The sequence below is a fragment of the Williamsia herbipolensis genome (assembly GCF_036153515.1).
Taxonomy (GTDB): domain Bacteria; phylum Actinomycetota; class Actinomycetes; order Mycobacteriales; family Mycobacteriaceae; genus Williamsia_A; species Williamsia_A herbipolensis.
In genome coordinates, this window is sequence record NZ_CP108021.1 from 1646843 (window position 1) to 1668668 (window position 21826).

1 protein-coding gene (only partly in view) is annotated in these 21826 nt (G+C 71.3%); it reads right to left on the minus strand.

What is annotated here, in order from left to right; all coding sequences use genetic code 11:
* Nucleotides 1–21531: the 5' portion of a non-ribosomal peptide synthase/polyketide synthase gene (locus OG579_RS07440; protein WP_328858618.1), read on the minus strand. 12522 nt of this gene lie to the left of the window's left edge; the window shows 21531 of its 34053 coding nt (coding positions 1–21531); the start codon lies at nucleotides 21529–21531; the stop codon falls past the left edge of the window.
* Between the last annotated feature and the right edge of the window lie 295 nt (nucleotides 21532–21826).

Below are 21826 nucleotides of genomic sequence, written 5' to 3' on the forward strand. Positions count from 1 at the left end.
GAGGTTCCCGCGCAGCGTCACCGCGGCCGGGATGTTGTACGCCGCCGACTCGGGGTCGAACTGGTTGAGGAACCACATGCGGGTCTGCGCCAGCGACAACGGGATCCGCTCCGGACGGGGCCGGGCGACGAGCGGCGGACGGGCCGGTCGACCGACCTCGCCGGCGGCGAGGCGCTCGGCGAGCCCGGCGACGGTCGGCGCGGCGAACAGCTCACGGACCCCGATGGCGGTGTCGAGTGCGGCCGACGCGCGGCCGACGACCTTCGTCGCGCTCAGCGAGTTCCCGCCGAGATCGAAGAAGCTGTCGTCGACGCCGACGGTGTCGACTCCGAGGACCTCGGCGAACACCTCCGCCAGGGTCTGCTCGACCGCGGTGCGCGGTGCCCGGTACTCCCGTTCGACGACGACGAACTCCGGTGCGGGCAGTGCGCGTCGGTCGAGCTTGCCGATCGGGGTCAGCGGGATCTCGTCGAGCACGGTGATCACGGCGGGCACCATGTGCTGCGGCAATCGCGCCGCGACGGCCTCGCGCAGGGCGTCGGTATCCGGTGTCGTACCGGGCGCCCCGAGGACGTAGGACGCCAGCGCCGTCTGACCGTCGGGTCCGGTGGCGCCGATCGTCACGGCGTACTCGACGTCGGCGGAATCGGCGAGGGCACGGTCGATCTCGCCGAGTTCGACGCGGAACCCGCGCACCTTCACCTGGAAGTCGCCGCGGCCCACGTATTCCAGCGAGGTGGCCGGCAGCGCGGGATCGATGCTCACCCGCACGAGGTCGCCGGTCCGGTACATCCGCGCCCCCGGGGCGCCGAAGGGATCGGCGACGAAACGTTCGGCGGTGACGCCGGGGCGCTCGTGGTAGGCGCGGGCCAGGCCGGGGCCGGCGAGGTAGAGGTCACCGACGATGCCCTTGGGCACCAGGCGCATCCGGGCGTCGAGGACACGCACGCTCACCCCGCGCAGCGGTGACCCGATGGTCACACGATCCCCGGGGTGCAGACCGGGGGTGATGGTGGTGATGACGGTGGTCTCGGTGGGGCCGTAGGCGTTGCGCAGACGGCCCGTCCACCGGGCGGCGAGCTCGGGCGGACACACGTCACCGCCCACCACGACGGAGGTGACCTCGTCGAGCCCGCCGGGGTCGACGGTCATCAGCGCGGTGGGGGTCATGACGACCGTGGTCACCGATTCCGCGGCGATGAGTGCCGCGAGTTCGTCGCCGCCGAACACGTCCTGCGGCGCGACGACGAGTGTGGCGCCGGCGGAGAGCGCGGCGAGCAGCTCGCCCACGGAGGTGTCGAAGCTCGGCGAGGCGACGTGGAGCACCCGCGAGTTCTCGTCGGTGTCGTAGTGCTCGCGGACGTCGGCGGCGAGGTTCGCCAGACCGGCGTGGGTGACGACGACGGCCTTCGGCGTCCCCGTCGAACCCGAGGTGTAGATCAGGTACGCGGGGTGATCGGTTCGGAGCACCTCGGTGCGATCGGCGTCGGTGACCGGCGCGGGGTCCAGATCGGCTGTGGCCGAGGCGATCTCGTCGAGATCACGCCATGCGACGGTGTCGGGGAGATCGGCGACGTCGGCGGCGACGGTGATGCCGAACAGCGCGCGGGAGTCGGTCAGCATGCCCGCGATGCGCTCGGCGGGGTACTCGGGGTTGATCGGCAGGTAGGCCGCACCGGTCTTGGCGATCGCGATCGTGCCCACCACCGACGACAGGCTGCGTCGCATCCCCAGCGCCACCACGGTCTCGGGACCCGCACCGTGCGAGATCAGGTCGCGGGCGACGCGATTGCACAGCTCGTCGAGTTCACGATGGGTCAGCGACGTGCCGTCGAAGGTGATCGCGGTGCGGTCGGGGTCGATGTGGGCGCCGCGGGTCAACAGGTCGGGCAGCAGCGCGTCGGCAACCGGTTCGCCGCCGGTGAGGGCGAGCAGGTCACGTCGTTCCGACGGGCCGAGGATGTCGATGGCGCCGATCGTGGTCGTCGTGTCGTCGGCGATCGCGGTGAGGATCCGCAGGAATCGGTCGGCGAAGGTCGCGACGGTCGACTGGTCGAACAGGTCGGTGGCGTAGGTGAACATCGCCGGGGCCGCCTCGTCGGGCGGGGCGGAGTCGCCGACCGACAACTGCAGATCGAACTTGGCGACCTCGAACTCCGCCTCGACGACCTGCACGCGCAGATCGGGCAGCGTGAGATCGGGGGCCTCGTTGTTGTCGAACGACAGCGCCACGGTGAAGAGCGGGTGGTGTGCCGTGGAGCGCGGGACGTCGAGCACCTCGACGAGACGCTCGAACGGGATGTCGGCGTGCGCCATCGCGTCGACGTCGGCGGCACGCACCGCGGCGAGCATCTCGGCGGCATCGGCCTCGGGGTCGACCTCGGTGCGCAACACGACGGTGTTGACGAACATGCCCACGAGATCGTCGAGGGCCTCCTCGCCGCGACCGGCGACCGGGGTGCCGATCACGATGTCGCGCGACCCGGACAGGCGTTCGAGCAGGATCGCCAGTGCGGCGTGCAGGACCATGAACAGGCTGACGTCGTGGGTGCGGGCCACGGTCGCCAGGCGGGCCCGCAGGTCGGCCTCGATCTCGAAACGGACCATGTCGCCGCGCAGCGACTGCACCGCCGGACGCGGCCGGTCGGTCGGCAGGTCGAGCGACTCCCCCACTCCGGCCAGGGTGGTGCGCCAGTGCTCGATCTGCTGCGCGGCCACCGACGTCGGATCGGATTCGTCGCCGAGGAGGTCGCGCTGCCACAGCGAGAAGTCGGCGTACTGCACCGGCAGTGGTGGCCGCGGCGCCACGGCACCCGACCGTCGCGACTCGTAGGCCACCACGAGATCCCGGAAGAGCGGGGCGAGCGACGACCCGTCGGCGCTGATGTGGTGGGCGACCACCATCAGCAGATGCTCCTCGGCGGCATCGGCCGGGGACGCCTCGCCGCGTCCGATGGTCATCAGCACGATGCGCACGGGGAAACCGGTGGTGACGTCGAAGCCTGCCACCGCCATGCGGGTGACCTCGTCGGTGACCGACTCGGGGGCGACGGTGGTCTCGGAGAAGATCTGCGGCACCGCGGAATCGGTCGGATGGATGACCTGACGCGGGCCGTCGGCGGAGTCGGGGTGGGTGGTGCGCAGCGACTCGTGCCGCTCGAGGACGTCACCGACCGCCGTGCGCAGCGCGTCGAGGTCGAGGGTGCCGGTCAGCCGCAGCGGCAGCGGCAGGTTGTAGGCCGGTGACGAGGTGTCGAACTGGTTGATGAACCACATGCGCGCCTGTGCCGGCGACAACGGGATGTGGTCCGGACGGGGGCGGGCGGCCAGGACCGGCCGCGTGGTGTTCCGGTCGCGGTCGCCGATCGCGGCGGCGAGTTCGGCCACCGTCGGGTGGTCGAAGACGTCGCGGACGCCGACCGACACCCCGAGTGCGGCCTGCACGCGCGCGGCCACCCGTGTGGCGCCGAGCGAGGTGCCGCCGATGTCGAAGAACGAGTCGTTCGCCCCGACCCGGTCGCGGCGGGCGATGTCGGCGAACACCTGCGCCACGGCGCGCTGCGCGTCGGTGCTCGGCTCGACGTAGGCGACCTCGGTGGAGGCGAAGTCGGGCACCGGGAGCGCGCGGCGGTCTAGTTTGCCGTTGGGGGTGAGCGGGAAGTGCGGCAGCACGATGATCGCCGCGGGCACCATGTATGCGGGCAGACGCCTGCGCAGGGTGGCCGCGACCGCGGTCACATCCGGCTCCGCGCCGCCGGTCCCGACGACGTAGGCGACGAGCTGCTGGTCGCCGGCCGCGTCCACCACCACGGCGACGGCGTCGGAGATCTCCGGATCGTCGAGGAGGGCCGCCTCGATCTCGGTCAGCTCGATGCGCAGCCCGCGCAGCTTCACCTGGAAGTCGGTGCGTCCGATGTAGTCGATCTCCCCGTCGGGACGCCGCCGCACGAGATCGCCGGTGCGGTACATCCGTTCGCCGGTCGCCGAGGTGATGTCGGCGACGAAGCGGTCGGCGGTGAGATCGGGTCGGCCGACGTAGGCGCGGGCCAGCTGCACACCGGTGATGTACAGCTCGCCGGCGACACTCGGCGGGACCGGGCGCAGACGTTCGTCGAGGACGTGGACGCCTGTGTTGGCGACCGGACGGCCGATCGGGACCGTCTCGGTGTCGGCCGCGGAGTAGTGGTGGTAGGTGACGTCGACCGCCGCCTCGGTCGGACCGTAGAGGTTGTCGACAGAGATCGAGGTCAGTGCGGCGAGCCGGGCCGCGACGGTCGGGGGCAGCGCCTCGCCGCTGGCGAACACGCGGCGCAGCGACGCGAGCCTGCGGTCCCCGCGATCGCGATCACCGAGCGCGGCGGTGAAGGCCGACAGCATCGACGGCACGAAATGCGCCACGGTGACGTCGTTCTCGGTGATCACGCGGGCGACCTCGGCGGGGTCGCGGTGGGCGTCGGGTGCGGCGATGACGAGTCGGGCACCGACCTGCAGCGGCCAGAAGAACTCCCACACCGACACGTCGAAGGTGGCCGGCGTCTTCTGCACAACGGCGTCGGTGGCGTCCATCGGGTACTCGGCCTGCATCCACCGCAGTCGGTTCACGATGGCGCGGTGGGTGATCGCGACGCCCTTGGGCCGCCCGGTGGACCCGCTGGTGTAGATCACGTATGCGGTGTTGTCGGCGTGCAGCGGACCTCGTCGGTCGGCATCGGTGACCACCGCGCCGGAGACCCCGGACAGGTCGAGGGTGTCGACGGCGAGAACCGTCCGACCCCCGTGACCCACCGCGTCAGCGCGCTCGACGGTCGTGGTGAGCACCAGCAGCGGATCGGCGCTGTCGAGGATGTAGGCGATTCGGTCGGCGGGGTGGTCGAGGTCGATCGGCACGTAGGCGCCACCGGCACCGACGATCGCGTACATACCCACCAGGAGGTCGATCGATCGTCGCATCGCCAGTGCCACATGGACCTCGGGTCCGACGCCGACGTCGATGAGGTGCCGCGTCAACCGGTGCACGCGGTCGGCGAACTCGGCGTAGGTGAGTTCCTGCGGCGCGGACCCGACGGGCGCGAAACGCAGCGCGGGCGCGTCGGGGGTGCGTCCGACCTGTTCGACGAACAGATCGACGAGGGTGAGGTTGTCCTCGGCCGGCGCCTGCCCCGATTCGGCGATGACCGCGGCGAGCATGCCGGAGAACCGCTGCGCGAAGGCGCCGCCCGAGCCGTCGTCGAGCAGGCCCGGCAGCAGCGTCGACAGCGCCACGGTGACCGCGGCCTCGGGACCGATGCCCACCGACCCCAGCGTGGCCGCCATCTCCGCCGATTTCGCCTGCAGTGCACCGTAGGTGACGTCGACACCGTTGTGCGACAGCGCGATCCCATCGGGGTTGATGCGTGCGGCCGTCGCGAGCAGCTGGTCGAGGGAGCGGGCATCGGTGTCGACGGGCCGCACGTCGGCCGCCACCGGGTCGCCGGTGCTGGAGTCGGCCAGCTCGTCGCGTTCGGCCGCGGTGAGGATGTCGATGTCGCCGATGACGACGTTCTCGTCGTCGGCGACGGCGGTGAGGATGGTGAGGAACCGCTCGGCCATGGCCTCCACGGTGGTGTGGTCGAAGATGTCGACGGTGAAGTCGAGGACCGCCTCGATGCCGCGGCCACGACCGTCGGCGCCGAAACTCTCCGAGATCGTGAGGCCGAGATCGGATTTCGCGACCCGGATCGGCAGGTCGAGCGCACTCACCTCGAGCCCCGGGAGGGTGACGGTGGGGACCTCGATGTTCTGCATGGTCAGCGTGGCCTGCACCAGCGGGGCGTACTTCCGCGACCGGGCGGGGGCGAGGACCTCCACGACCTGTTCGAACGGCAGATCGGCGTTGCCGAAGGCCGCGAGGTCGGATTGTCGTGTGGCGGCGAGTGATTCGACGAAGGTCGCCGAGCTCGGCACCGTGGTGCGCAACACCAGGGTGTTGACGAACATGCCGACGAGTCCCTCGGTCGCCGAGGCGGTGCGGCCGGCGATGGGTGTGCCGACGGCGACGTCGCCGGTGCCCGACATGCGCGACAGCAGGGCCGCGTACGCGGCGTGCAGCACCATGAACATGGTGGCGTCGTGCTCGCGTGCGAGCTGGGCGAGCCGCTGCTGGAGTTCGGCGTCGACGGTGAAGGTGACCTCACCGCCCTCGATGGAACGGCGGTCGGTGCGCGGCCGGTCGGTGGGGATCGCCAGCAGCTCCGGCAGACCGGCGAGGTGCTCGCGCCAGAACGCGATCTGCCTGCTCGCCGGGGACTCCGGGTCGTTCTCGTCACCCATCATCGCGCGCTGCCAGATCGCGTAGTCGGCGTACTGCACCGACAGCGGGCGCAGGTGCGGGCGGTCCCCGGCGGCCCGCGCGGTGTACGCCGACATCAGATCGGTCGCCAGCGGTACCAGCGACGATCCGTCGGCGGCGATGTGGTGGATCACCAGGAGCAGCACGTGGTCGTCGTCGGACAGGCGGAACAGGCCGGCGCGCAACGGCGGTGCCGCGGTGACGTCGAACCCGGCCGAGGCGGTCGCGAGCGCGGCCGCGAGCAGGTCGTCCTCGCCGGCCACCTCGACGATCTCGAGTTCCGGGGTGTACTCGTCGACGCCGAGGACCCGCTGGAACGGTTCGTCGTCGGAGTCGGGGTAGACCGTCCGCAGGATCTCCTGACGGGCCAGCAGATCGGCCAGGGCGGCGTGGAGCGCGTCGAGGTCGAGCGTGCCTCGCAGCCGGAGTCCGAGCGGGATGTTGTAGTCGGCGACGTCGGGGTTGAGGCGGTTGAGGAACCACATCCGCTGCTGCGCGAGTGACAGCGGCACCCGGTCGGGGCGGGGTCCCGCGGTGAGCGGGAGGGCGGTGATGCCGTCGGCGGAGTCGAGTGCGGCGACCGCGGCGGCGAGGTCGGCGACCGTGGACGACTCGAACAGGACCCGCACGCCGAGGCGCACGTTGAGGTTCTCGTTGATGCGCGCGATGACCCGGGTGGCGGCCAGCGAGTTGCCGCCGAGATCGAAGAACGAGTCGTCGGCGCCCACGCGGTCGAGGTCGAGCACCTCGGCGAAGGCGTGCGCGATCGCGCGTTCCAGCGGCGTCTCGGGGTCACGGGCCGAGGTGGCGGCCGCGACGAACTCCGGCGTCGGCAGCACCCGCCGGTCCAACTTCCCGGTCGGCGTCAGCGGGACCTCGTCGAGGACGGTCACCGCACTGGGCACCATGTACTGCGGCAGGAACCGCGCCGCGTACGAGGTCAGGTCGCTCGGCCCGACCGTCGAACCCGCCACCAGCGTCACGTAACTCGCCAGCGCCGTGCCACCGCCCGGTCCGTCGACGCCGAGCGTGGCGGCGAACTCGACCGCCGGGTGCGCGGCGAGCACGGAGTCGATCTCGCCGAGCTCGATGCGGAACCCGCGGACCTTCACCTGGTGGTCCGAGCGCGACAGGTAGACGATCTCGAGGCCCCGGTCGGCGGTGCGCACCCACCGGACGACGTCACCGGTGCGGTACATCCGCTCGCCCGGCTCGGCCGGGTTGGCGACGAAACGTTCGGCGGTGAGTCCAGGGCGGTCGTGGTAGGCGCGGGCGACTCCCGGTCCGCTGACGTAGAGCTCGCCCGGGACGCCGACGGGCACCGGCTGCAACCTCGCGTCGAGCACCAGTGCGCTGACGCCGGTGATCGGACCGCCGATCGTGATCTGCTCGCCGGGCACGACCGGAGCGCTGATGTTGGTCATGATGGTGGCCTCGGTCGGTCCGTAGCCGTTGTAGACGTTGCGCCCGGGTGCCCAGCGCGCGAACAGCTCTGCCGGTACGGCCTCGCCGCCGACGGCGATCTCGGTGAAGTCGGGCAACCCCTCCGGGTTCACCGACGCCAGCGCGGCCGGGGTGATGAAGGCGTGCGTGACGCGCTCGCGGGCCAACAGGTCGTGGAGTTCCTCGCCGCCGTAGACCGTGGTGGGGACGATGACCATCGTCGCCCCGACGCAGGTGGCGAGGAGCAGCTCGAGAACCGAGGCGTCGAAGCTCGGCGACGCGACGTGCAGGGTTCGCGAGGCGGGCGTGATGCGGTACCGGTCGGCGATCTCGGCGGCGTACGGCGCCATCCCCCGGTGGGTGAGCTCGGCGCCCTTGGGCTTCCCGGTGGTCCCCGAGGTGTAGATGATGTAGGCGCAGTTCTCCGGTCGCGGGGCGCGCAGCAGTTCCCCGGGACGGATCGGTGCATCGTCGTGCCGGTCGAAGGCGGGGTCGTCGATGTCGATCGACGCGACACCGTCGGGGAGCACGAGGTCGCCGTCGGCGGCCCGCGTGATCACCAGTCGCGCACCGGAATCGGTGAGCATGTGGGCGACGCGGTCGGCCGGGTAGTTGGGGTCGACGGGCACGAACGCGGCGCCGCTGCGCACCACTCCCCACACCCCGAGCACCGAGGAGATGCTGCGCCCGATGGCGAGGGCGACCACGTCCTCGGTTCCCAGACCGCGATCGATGAGCTCGCGGGCGATCCGGTTCGAGCGCGCGTCGAGCTCGCGGTACGACATCGACTCCTCGCCGCACACCAGCGCCGTGGCGTCGGGGTCGACGCGTGCGGCCTCGTCGAGGATCTCCGAGAGCAGACGCAGCGGCGGCGCGGGCCGGCCGCGCACAGGGGTGACCTCCGTGCGCTCGGCGGCGGTCATGATGGGGATCTCCCCCACCGGTCTGCCCGCGGCGTCGGCGTCGACGAAGCCGGTGAGGATGGCGGTGAGCCGTGCACCCATCGTGGCGGCGGTGCCCGCGTCGAAGATGTCGGTCGCGTAGCCCACGAAGCCGGTGACCCCGGCCGGGGCACCGTCGTCGGTGAACTGTTCGCCGAGATCGATCGTCAGGTCGAACTTGCTGTACTCGGTGTCGATCGAGCCCAGCGCCACGCCGAGACCGTCGATGTCGAGAGTGGTTGCCGCGGCGCCGTTCACACCGATCACGACCTGGAAGATCGGGGTGTGCGAGGCGGTGCGTGTCGGGGCCAGGGCATCGACGACACGCTCGAACGGGACGTCGCTGTGCCCGAATGCGTCGAGGTCGGTGTCACGCGCGGCGATCAACAGGTCGGCGACGGTCATCGCCGGGTCGACCTCGAGCCGCAGCGCGAGGGTGTTGACGAACATGCCGACCAGCGCGTCGAGTTCGGGACTCCCGCGGCCTCCGATCGGTGCGCCGACCACGATGTCGGTGTCGCCGCTGTGCCGTGCGAGCAGCGCGGCCAGGGCGGCGTGGAACACCATGAACCGCGACACCCCATGGGAGTTGGCGGTCGCGACGATCGCGCGGTGCAGTTCCGGCGACAGCTCGAACACCTCGGTGGCCCCGATACCGGTGCGGCTCTGGCCTCGCGGGCGATCGGTGGGGATGCCGGTGATCTCCGGGGCGCCGGCGAGCACGGTGCGCCAGTGCTCGAGTTGCCGCGCGGCGATCGAGTCGGGATCGGTCTCGTCACCGAACGTCGCGGACTGCCAGATCGCGAAGTCGGTGTAGTGGGCGGCCAGCGGGGCGAGCGCAGGTCGGTCACCGCGCAGCCGGGCCTCGTAGGCGCCCAACAGGTCTGCCGCGAGCGGCTGCATCGACAACCCGTCGGCGGCGATGTGGTGGATGACGAACACCAGGATGTGCTCGGGTGCCTCGTCGGGCCGGTCCTCGTTGAGGCGCCACAGCGCGGTGCGCACCGGGACGGTGGTCGTCACATCGAAGCCGGGTCCCGCGAACTCGCGCAGGCGACCCCACAGCTCGTCGCGGCGGATCGAGTCGAGCCGCACCGGCGGCAGGGCGTCGATGGTGGGGACGACGACCTGATGCGGACCGTCGGCCGTCGAGGGGTAGATCGTGCGGAGCACACGCTGACGGTCGACGAGATCGACCAGCGCGGCGCTGAGTGCATCGATGTCGAGGTCGCCGGTGAACACGAACGTCAACGGGATGTTGTACGCGCCCGAGGTCGGGTCGTAGGTGTTGATGAACCACAACCGCTGCTGCGCCAACGACAGTGGCACGGGCAGGGACTCGTCGTGGGCGATCGGCCGGAAGCGGGCGACCATCGCCGAACCGGACTCGCCCGAGTCGCGCCGCTGCGTGATCAGGCGGGCGAGCTGCGCGACGGTCTGCGCCTCGAACAGGTCGCGGATGCCGATCGCGACGCCGAGGGTGTCGTGGACGCGGACCGAGAGCTGCGCGGCCATCAGAGAGTTGCCGCCCAGTTCGAAGAACGAGCGCACGGTGCTGACGCGGTCGACGCCGAGCATGTCGCCGAACAGCCCGGCGACGATCTCCTCCACCGGGTCGGTCGGCGCCACGTACTCGGCGTCGTCGGTGTCGGGGACCTCGATCTGCGCGAGCGCCGTCCGGTCGAGCTTGCCGTTGGCGTTGACCGGCATCTCGGGCACGGACACGAGGACCGCGGGGACCATGTACTCCGGCAGCACCGCCGTCAACGCGACGCGCGTCGCCTCGACGTCGACGACCGCGCCCGGGGCGGGGACGACGTAGCCGACGAGCCGGGCCCCGACACGGTGTTCGGCCACGAGAACAGCGGCGGAGGCGACCGTGTCGAGCGCCGTCAACGCCGTCTCGATCTCCCCGAGCTCGATGCGCAGTCCGTGCAGTTTGACCTGGAAGTCGGTGCGCCCCAGATAGTCCAGCTCGCCGTCGGACCGCATCCGCACCAGGTCGCCGGTGCGGTACATCCGCTCGCCGGGCGCCACGGCGATCGTGGCGGGCGCGGCCAGGAACCGATCGGCGGACAGGTCGGCGCGGCCGAGATACCCACGCGCCAACTGCACGCCGAGCAGGTACAGCTCACCGGCCACCCCCGCGGGGACCTGGCGCAGACGACGGTCGAGAACCGCGACGCGGGTGTTGGCGACGGGCACGCCGATCGGGACGGTGACCTCGTCGGCGGGAACCCACTGGTGGTGGGTGACGTCCACGGCGGCCTCGGTGGGACCGTAGAGGTTGTGGATCTCGGCGGACGAGGCCTCGCTCATCGCGCGCGCGACATCGGCGCCCAGTGCCTCGCCGCTGGTGAAGACCAGACGCAGCGATCCCAACGCGGTCGGGTCGGTCCCGGTGACGAACACACCCAGCATCGAGGGCACGAAGTGGATGGTGGTGATCGACTCGGCGGCGATCAGACCGGTCAGGTAGGCGACGTCACGGTGGCCGCCGGGTTCGGCGACGACGAGACGCGCACCGATCTGCAACGGCCAGAAGAACTCCCACACCGACACGTCGAAGGTCGCGGGGGTCTTCTGCACGACGACGTCGTCGGGGGTCAGCCGGTAGCGGTCCTGCATCCACCGCAGGCGGTTGACGATCGCACGGTGGCTGACCGCCACGCCCTTGGGCATGCCGGTCGAACCGGAGGTGAAGATGACATACGCGATGTTGTCGGCGCGCAGCGGCGATGTCCGCTCGGTGTCGGTGACCGGCGTCGCCGACAGCGGTTCCAGATCGAGTGTGTCGATCGCGATCTGGGGGATGTCGGGTCCCGGCGCGTCGGCGTCGGAGGCGAGTGCGGCGGCGGGCAGCGGTGCGCCGGTCACGGTCAGCACGCACGCGGGACGGGAGGTGCGCAGGATGTGGGCGATGCGGGTCGGCGGGTGTTCGAGGTCGATCGGGACATACGCACCGCCGGCGGCGACCACGGCGTACATGCCCACGAGCAGGTCGACACTGCGACCGATCGCGAGTCCGACGGTGACGTCGGGGCCGACGCCGATCGAGATCAGATGCCGCGCCAGTCGATTCGACCGTGCCGAGAACTCGGCGTAGGTGAGCGACTGCACACCCACGGTCTGAGCACCCACGGTCAGGGCGATCGCGTCGGGTGTCTCCCGGACGCGATCGGCGAAGATCTCCGCGAGCGTGTCCGACGAGTCCGGGGACCACGTGGACTCCGGGGTCACGGGCGCGACGTCACCGGCGGCCCGGCGCGCGGCGGTGTGCACCTCGTCGATCAGCTCGACGAGACTGCCGCCGGATCCCGGGGCGGCAGCGGCGGCCGCCGGGATCATCGTCGACAGCGCCACCGACAGCACCGCGTCGGGGCTCAGTCCGCCGGCCGCCATCGGCGCCAACGGCACGAGGCGCTCGGCGATGTCGGCGAAGGTGAAGCGGTCCTGGTCCTGTCCCGATCCGACGTCGATCGCGACCGTGTCCGGTTGCGCCGCCGCCGCCGCAGCGATGAGGTCGAGCAGGTCGTCGCGGTCGGGTGCGACCGCGACCGGCCGTGCAGGAGGGGCGATCTCGGGGGTGGACGCCTCGATCGCGGGTGCGCTCGCGCCCCAGATGTCGATGTCGGCGACGGCCGCTCCGGTGTCGGCGATCATCGACCGCAGGGTCGAGGTGAACCGGTCGGCGAGGGTCCGAGCGGTCGCCGGGTCGAACAGGTCGGTCGCGAAGGTCAGCGAGCCGGCCAGGGCGACCACGCCCGACCCGTCGGCGGCCGTGACCTCGGACAGGTTGACCGCGATGTCGAACTGCGCTGTGCCGGTGAGGCTGTCGGCGTTGATCTCGGCGTCGAGACCGGCGAGCGAGAACCGCACCGGTTCGGTGTTCTGGAACGACAGCAGCACCTGGAAGACCGGGGAGTACGCGGCGGTGCGAGGGCGACCGAGCGCGTCGACGACGGCCTCGAAGGGCAGATCGGCATGGTCGAGCGCATCGAGGTCGACGGTGCGGACGCGGGTGAGGAAGTCCCCGACCGTCGCGGCCTCGTCGACGGTGACCCGCAGCGGCACGCTGTTGACGAAGACGCCGACGACGTCGGCGATCTCGGGGACACCGCGGCCGGCGACCGGGGTTCCGATGACCACGTCGTCGCTGCCGGTGGTGCGCGCCAGCATCGCCGTGAGAGCGGCGTGGACGACCATGAACACCGATGTGCCGGTGTCGCGGGCGACCGCGGCGACCTCGGGGTACGTGGTCTCGTCGATCGCGAAGTGCACGATGTCGCCGCGCAGGCTGCGCGTCGGCGGCCGCGGGCGGTCGAGCGGGAGGTCGATGATCTCGGGGCTGCCCGCCAGGGTGCCGCGCCAGAACTCGATCGAGCGTGCCGCCGTCGACCCGGGATCGCCGGCGTCGCCGAGGGTGGCGCGGAACCACGCCGCGTAATCGACATACTGCACCGGCAGATGCGCCCAGGCCGGCTCGTCACCGGTGGTGCGCGCGGCGTAGGCGGTCATCACGTCGCGTGCGAGTGGGGCCATCGAGGAGCCGTCGGCGCTGATGTGGTGGACGACGACGACCACGTGGACGTCATGAGGCGCGACCTCGAACAGCGCGAACCGCACCGGGAACTCGCGGGTGAGATCGAATCCGGTTGTCGCGGCTCCGGTGACGGCGGCCTCGACCGAGTCGGCGGTGACCGGCTGGGGGGTCAGGTCGATCTCGACCTCGTCGGCGTCGCGCACGTCCTGGTACGGCCCGGTGGCGGTCTCAGGGAAGATGGTGCGCAGCGTGCTGTGCCGTCCGACGACGTCGCGTGCGGCCGCGGCCAACGCCGATCGGTCGAGGGGTCCGCGCAGGTGCACGACCATGGCGATGTTGTAGGCCGCGCTCTGCGGGTCGATCCGGTTGAGCAGCCACATCTGCTGCTGGGTTGGGGACAGGACCGGTCGCGATGCCGCGAGACCGGGGCGCAGGGCCGGGAGGTCTCCGTGGCCCGGGGGGGTCGGTGCCGCGGACTCCGCGGCGGACCCGTCGTCCCCGAGGTGCGCGGCGAGCGCCGCGACGGTCGGGTGGTCGAACAGTTCACGGACCGCGACCCGGCGCCCGACCGCCGACCCGATCCGCGCGGCGGCCTTGGTCGCCAGCAGCGAGTTGCCGCCGACGTCGAAGAAGGAGTCGGTGACACCGACCGCGGGCAGACCGACGACGTCGGCGACGATCTCGGCCAGCGTCCGCTCGAGATCGGTTCGGGGCTCGACGGATTCGGCGGCCAGCTCGGTCAGGTCGGGTGCGGGCAGTGCCGCGCGGTCGAGTTTGCCGGTGCGGGTGAGCGGGATGGTGTCGAGGGTGACGATGATCGACGGCACCATGTGCGGCGCCAGCCGGCCGGCCACGAAGTCCTTCAGCGAGGCCGCGGTGACACCCTCGGCGTCGCCCGCGGGGACGACATAGGTGACGAGCGCGGTCGCGCCCGAGGGCAGAGCGGTGCCGACGGTGGTGGCGAACGTGATGTCGGGATGCGCGGCCAGCGCCGCGTCGATCTCGCCCAGTTCGATGCGGAACCCGCGGATCTTGACCTGGAAATCGCGACGCCCGACGTAGAACACCTCGAGGCCGGAGTCGGTCCGGACCCAGCGCACGACGTCGCCGGTGCGGTACATCCGATCGCCGGGGACACCGTGCGGGTTCGCGACGAACCGGTCGGCGGTCAGCCCCGGTCGCCGATGGTAACCGCGCGCGACGGCGGCACCGGAGAGGTAGAGCTCGCCGTCGACCCCCTCGGCGACCGGCTGCAGGCGACGGTCGAGCACGAGGGAGGTGAGGCCGCGGACGGGGCGTCCGATGGTGATGTCGCGCCCGGGCTCCATGGGTCCGGCGATGTCGGCGAAACACGTTGCCTCGGTGGGGCCGTAGCCGTTGAACATGCGTCGACCCGGAGCCCAGCGCGCCACGAGTTCCGGCGGGCAGGCCTCGCCGCCGACGACGACGGTCTCGAACTCGTCGAGGCCGTCGGGGTCGACCGACGCCAGCGCGGCCGGGGTCACGAAGCCGTGGGTGACGCCGTGGTCGGCGAGCAGGTCGTGGAGCTCCTCGCCGCCGTAGATCTCCGAGGGCGCGATCACCATGGTCGACCCGTGTGCCAGGGCCAGCAGCATCTCCAGCACCGATGCGTCGAAGCTGGGCGACGCGAAATGCAGGGTGCGCGACGACGGTGTGAGGACGAAACGTTCGGACTGCTCGGCCATCAGCGCGGCGAGCCCACCGTGGGTGACCGCGACACCCTTCGGCAGTCCGGTCGTGCCCGACGTGTAGATCATGTAGGCGAGGTTCGCGACCGTCACCGGACGCAGACGGTCGGCATCGCGCACCGGTGCCGACGCACTCGCGTCGGTGACGCCGGGGACGTCGATGTCGAGCCACTCCACCGTCGTCGGGCGCACGTCGCGCCACGACGAGGTCGACAGGCCGTACACCGCACCGGAATCGGTGAGCATGTGTTCGATACGCGCTGTCGGATAGCGCATGTCGACGGGTAGGTACGCCGCGCCGGTCTTCGCGACAGCCCACAGTCCCAGGACGAACTCGACCGAACGGTTCATGCCGAGGGCCACGATCTGTTCGGTGCCGATGCCCTGCGCGATCAGACGGCGCGCGAGCGCGTCGGATCGGCGGTCGAGCTCGGCGTAGGTGATCGAGCCCGTCGGGGACACGACGGCATCGCGCGCACCACCGGCGGAGGCCGCGGCGGCCAGCAGATCGGGCAGCGGCGGCGCGGGAGCCGGGAGACGATCGACGCTGCCGGCCTGCTGCAGGAGCCGGGTGCGGGTGTCGGCGTCGAGGACGTCGACGTCGAGCACCCGCATCTCGCGGTCGTGCGCGATCTGCTCGAGCACCGAGGTGAGCATCGCGAGGATCTCGGCCGCACGATCGGCGTCGACCATCGACGGCAGGTACTTCACCGACAACCGCAGGTCCGGGTCGGTGATCGCGATGACGGTCAGCGGGTAGTGCGTCGCGTCGACCACGTCGGCGTCGGTGACGGTCATCCCGTCCACCGATGCCGCGGCGGCCAGTGCCTCACGGTCGAGCGGGTAGGACTCGTAGACCATCATCGTGTCGAACAGGACGTCGAGATCGACCGCGGCGGTGATGTCGGCGAGCCCGGCGGTGTGGTGGTCGAGGAGGTCGGCCTGCTCGTGGGCGACCCGCTTGCACAGGGCGGCGACGTCGTCGGAGTCGTGCATCGTGACGCGCACGGGCACGGTGTTGATGAACAGTCCGAGCATCGTCTCGACGCCGGGCACCTCGGGCGGGCGACCGGACACCGTGGTGCCGAACACGATGTCGTCGCGTCCCACGAGTCGGGCGAGGACGATCGCCCAGCTCACCTGCAGCATGGTGTTGAAGGTGATGCCGGTCTCGCGGGCGTGCTCGGTGAGACGCTCGGTCACCTCCGCCGCGATCGTGATCTCGACCTGACCGGGGACCTCGATCTGACCGGGGACCTCCGACACGCCGGTCGAGTGCGTGCCGCGGTCGCCGTCCCCGACGAGCAGTGTCGGTTCGTCGAACCCACCGAGCGCGGTCGACCACGCCGCGATCGACGCCGCGGTGTCCTGCGCCGCCAGCCACGAGAGGTAGGTCCGGTAGGCCGGTGGTGCGGGAAGGGCCCTCGCCTCGCCGCCTGCGGCGTAGAGGGTGAACAGGTCGCCCATGAACACCGGCATCGACCAGCCGTCGAGCAGGATGTGGTGATTGGTCGCGATCATGCGGAAACGGTTGTCGCCGAACGCGATCATGGCGAAGCGCAGCAGTGGGGGCGCCGCCATGTCGAAGGCGGTGACCCGATCGGTGTGCGCGATCTCGGCGGCAAGGGCGGGGGCGTCGTCTCCGGCGCCGGAGAGGTGGTGGACCACGAACGCGACGGGCGCCGACGCGGAGACCACCGAGACGGGGGTCCCGTCGGCGGCGGTCACGAACCCCGTGCGCAGAGTGGGATGACGATCGACGAGAGCCTGCGCGCTGCGACGCATCCGGTCGACGTCGACGCCGGAGAGATCGAGGACCATCTGCGCGGTGTACAAGTCGACCGAACCGACCGACATCTCCGAGTGGAAGAGCAGTCCGGTCTGCAGGGGGGCCAGCGGCCACACGTCGACGACGTCGTAGCGCGCCTCGACGGAGTCGACGTCGGCCTGGGTGAGCGAGACGAGATCGAGGTCCGACGGTGTCAATCCGCCCGCGTCGGCCGACGCCGCGTGGCGTGCGACGGCCTCGAGTGCGCGGTGCCAGAGGTCGGCGAGCTCGTCGGCCTCCTCGTCGGTGAGGACACCGTCGGGGTGGTCGAGGGTGGCGTGCAGCTGGGGTCCCGCAGCGGTCTCGACGACCGAGGCGTTGATGTCGAGGGCATGGCGCACGGGCACATTCGCGCCGCGGCAGCCGCGCAGCGCCTGGTCACCCTCGGGTACCCAGGGGCCCGACGCGCCCGTTCCGGCGAGACGGCCGAGGTAGTTGACGCTGATCGACGGCTCGGGCGCCTCGGCGAGCACCTGCGCACCCTCGACGTCGAGATGACGCAGCAATCCGTACCCCACGCCGCGGCGCGGGACGGAGGCGAGCTGTTCCTTGACCGTCTTGACGGCCACCCCGGCGGCCTCTCCGCCGGAGAGCGCGGCCGCGACGTCGATCCCGGTGAGGTCCAGCGCGACGGGATAGACGGTGGTGAACCACCCGACGGTGCGCGACAGGTCCGAGCCGGCCAGCAACTCCTCCTCGCGGCCGTGCGCCTCCATGCTCACGAGGAACCGTCGCCCGGCGGCGGCATCGGGGCTCCGCCACGCGGAGACGGCCAGCGCCAGCGCCGCTAGCAGGCCGTCGTTCACACCGGCGTGGAAGGCCTGGGGCACCCGGGTCAGCAGGGTCTCGGTCAGCTCCGGGGTCAGGTGGAGTTCGCGGCGCTGCAGCGTGGCGACGACGTGACGTCGCGGATCGAGCGGCAGCGCAACGGAGTTGGGCCCCTCGGTCACCGCGCGCCAATGCGCGAGCTCGGACCGGATCGCCGGCGTCGCGGCCAGTTCGGTCATCCCCCGTGCCCACCGACGCATCGAGGTGCCCACCGGCGCGAGGTCGACGGCGACGCCCGCGCTGTGCTGCGCCCAGGCGGTCGCGAGGTCGGGCAGCAGGATGCGCCACGACACGCCGTCCACGACGAGATGGTGCAGCACGATGACCAGACGCCGTGCGCCGGTGTCGGATCCGGCCGCGAGCGACTGGGCCGTGTGGGACTGCATCAGGACGAACTGGGCGACGCGTCCGGCCTCCGGGTCGAGGGAGTCGGTGGCCGCGCGGACTGCGGCGTCGACGCCCGCGGCGAACGCGACGGTGCCGGGCTCGGCCATCACGTCGACGGTGGTGATCTCGGGCATGTCGGTCTGCGCGGTCGCCTCGTCGACGACGTGGTGCCACCGCCCGTCGTCGTCGACCGACAACCGCGAGCGCAGGATGTCGTGACGGTCGACGACCGCGCTAACCGCGACCCGCAGGGTGTCGGGATCGTACGGCTCGGGCAGCGGCACCTCGACCGACTGGGCGAAGGGGCCGACCGATTCCGGGATCTCGGTCATCGACCGCACGATGGGCGTGAGGTCGACCTCACCGACCGCCCCACCGGGCAGTTCCACGGCCGCGACGGCGTCGTCGTCGGTGCGGACGACCGCGGTGAGATCCCCGATCGTCTTGTGCTCGAACACCTGTCGGGAGGTGAAGTGCAGTCCGGCGGCACGGGCACGGGAGACGAGCTGGATCGACATGATGCTGTCGCCGCCGAGTCCGAAGAACGAGTCGTCGAGGCCGACACCGTCGCGTCCGAGCAGGTCCTCGACGAGGCCCACCACGGCGCGCTCGACATCGGTGGTCGGTGCCCGGAACGGCGCCGCGTGCGCCGAGAAATCCGGTTCGGGCAACGCCTTCCGGTCGACCTTGCCGCTGGTGCCCAGCGGCATCTCCTCGAGCGTGACGACGGCGTCGGGGACCATGTAGGCGGGAACGCGGCCGCGCACGGCTCCGACGACGGCCGCGGTGTCGACGGTCTGGCCCACCGCGGGGACCACGTAGGCGACCAGCCGTTGACCCTGCGCGCTCTGGTGGACCGTCACGACGGTCTCGCGGACCCCGGGGGCCCCGAGCACGGCCGCCTCGATCTCGCCGAGCTCGATCCGCAGACCGCGGACCTTCACCTGGAAGTCGCTGCGCCCCACGTAGTCCAGTGAACCGTCGGGTGTCCAGCGGACGAGGTCGCCGGTGCGATACATCCGCGCGGGACCCGGCTCGAACGGACACGCCACGAACCGTCCGGAGGTCTGCACCGGGTCGCCGACATATCCCCGGGCCAGTTGCACGCCACCGAGATACAGCTCCCCGACCGCCCCCACCGGCACCGGGCGCAGCGCACGGTCGAGCACCCACACCCGTGTGTTCCAGACAGGTCGGCCGATGGGCACCGAGTCGACGTCGTCGGCGCTGTGTCGGTGGTAGGTGACGTCGACGGCGGCCTCGGTGGGGCCGTACAGGTTGTGCAGCGCGGCATCGGTGATGGCCCCGAGACGCCCGGCGACCGACGGCGTCAGGGCCTCGCCGCTCGCGAACACCGCGCGCAGACTCGTCAACGACTGCGCAGGCGCCGACTCGACGAACAACGCCAGCATCGAGGGCACGAAGTGCACCGCGGTGACGCCGCGGTCGGCGATGAGGCCGGCGAGGTACTCGGGGTCGCGGTGCCCGTCGGGCACGGCGATCGCCACCGAGGCGCCGACCTGCAGGGCCCACAACAGTTCCCACACCGACACGTCGAACGTGACCGGCGTCTTGTGCAGCACGACGTCGTCGCCGCCGAGGGGATACTCCGCCTGCATCCAGCGCAGCCGGTTGACGATGGCCCGATGGCTCACCGCGACACCCTTGGGCGCACCGGTGGAGCCGGAGGTGTAGATGACGTAGGCGGTGTTGTCGGGGTGCAGCGTGCCGTGTCGCTCGTCGGGCGACACCGGTGTGTCGGCGTGGTCGTCGAGGTCCACCGCATCGACCTCGACGACGGTCGGGGTCTCGGGCAGTCCCTCGGGGACCACGAAACCCTCGGCGCGGGTGGTGAGCACGACCGGTGCGGCACTGCCGCGCAGGACCGCGGCCTGGCGCCCACCGGGGCTGTCGAGATCGATCGGGACATACGCGCCGCCGGCCTCGAGTACCGCGTGGACGGCGACGAAGAGGTCGAACGAACGGCGCATGGCGATCGCGACATGGCGATCGGGGCCGATCCCCAGCGCGATCAGATGACGGGCGAGGCGGGCGACGTCGGCGCCGAATTCGCCGTACGACCGCGTCTGCGCACCGAAGTGCAGGGCGGGCGCGTCGGGGGTGGCCCGCGCCTGACGGCGCCAGATGTCGCCGAGCACCTCGGACTCGACCGGGTGGTCGGTCGCGTTCCATTCGTCGGTGATCATCGCGATCTCGTCGGCCGAGCCGACGGTGATCTCGCCGAGCGGCGTCGTACGGTCGCTCCCGAGCATCCGCTCGACGAGGTCGACGAAGCGGTCGAGATGCCGTCGCAGGTCGTCGTCGGAGTACAGGCGGGGGTTGGCCTCGAGGTCGAGGCGCAGGGCGTTCCCGTCGGCGCCGGGGTAGATGTTGACCGCGAGGTCCTCCACGGGGCCGGTCGTGAGGACGTGCATCTGCCCGACGGTCTCGCCGAGGTTCACCTCGGACTGGAACATCATGAGGTTGACCGACGGTCCGAAGAGCCCGCGTTCGCCGGTGCCCTGACCGATGTCGCGGCGCATGTCCTCGTGGCGATACAGCTGGCGGCGCAGTGCGCCGGTCAGCGCGGTCTGGGCGTCGGTGATCAACCGACCGATCGCCATGTCGTCGGACACCCCGACGCGCAGCGGGACCACGTTGGAGACCATGCCCGCCGCCGACCGCAACTTCGCGGTGTTCCGGGCCGACACCGGCAGGCTGAGGACCACGTCGTCGATGTCGGTCATCCGCGACAGGTAGGTCGCGAACGCGGCGATGACGGCCGGCGCCGCGCTCCCCGAGGACTCCGCGGCGGCGGCGTCGACCAGCTCACCGACGCGGCCGCGGAGCTCGACCGAGGCCAGGCGGGAGAACGCGCCGGGCGGTTCACGACGCGCCGCGAGCGACACGGCGCCGGGGAGTCCCGCGTTGCGTTCGGCCCAGTAGGCACGATCGTTCTCGAACCGCGTGGAGTCGCGGTAGGTGCGCTCCCCCTCGACGAGGTCGGTCAGCGACGCTCCCCGCCAGGTCGGGGGCTCGTCGCCGCCCAGACGTGCGGTGTAGATGGCGGCGACCCGGGCCAGCATCGCGGTGGCGCCGAACCCGTCGGTGGCGATGTGATGGGCGCGCCAGTACCAGAAGTGCCGATCGGGTCCGACGCGGATGAGGGCGCTGACGGTCAGGCGGTCGGTGAGGACGTCGATGGGACGGCTGTACTCCGCGCGCATCCATTCCAGTGCACGCTCGACGGCGTCGGGTTGGTCGGAGAAGTCGAGACGGGAGATCGAGTCGTCGTGGTCGGCCTCGACGACCTGCATCGGCACGTCGCCGGTGTCGACGAGGCGGAGGAACCCGGATCCGGCCTCGCGGCCGGCGGCGTTCGACGCCGCGGTCAGGGCCTCGGCGTCGACCGGCCCGACGAGATCGACGTATTCGGCGATGTTGATCGGGATGGAACCGAGTGCCTGCTGGGCGAACCAGATCCCCCGCTGGGCCGCCGAGAGCTCGAACGCGCCTGCCGGCATCTGCGCCCGACCGTCGGAGCCACCCGCAACCAAGATTCTCGTGCTCCGATCCCGTCTGAAGGCCGCCGTGACATCCACCGGCGATGACTGCGGACTGTCATCCGCATCACCTCACGATGGTTTCACCAACGCACCTCGCCGGGCGTGGTGACACGCCTGACGTGGACGGGCGATTTCGCCGACTTCTCGAGCTGTCATCGCGGGTCGTCATGCCAGAATTCACGATGGCAAAACGACTTCCGATGTTACACGAGCATGAACGAGCGATGGAGTGGTGCCGACCCCGGACCGGGGT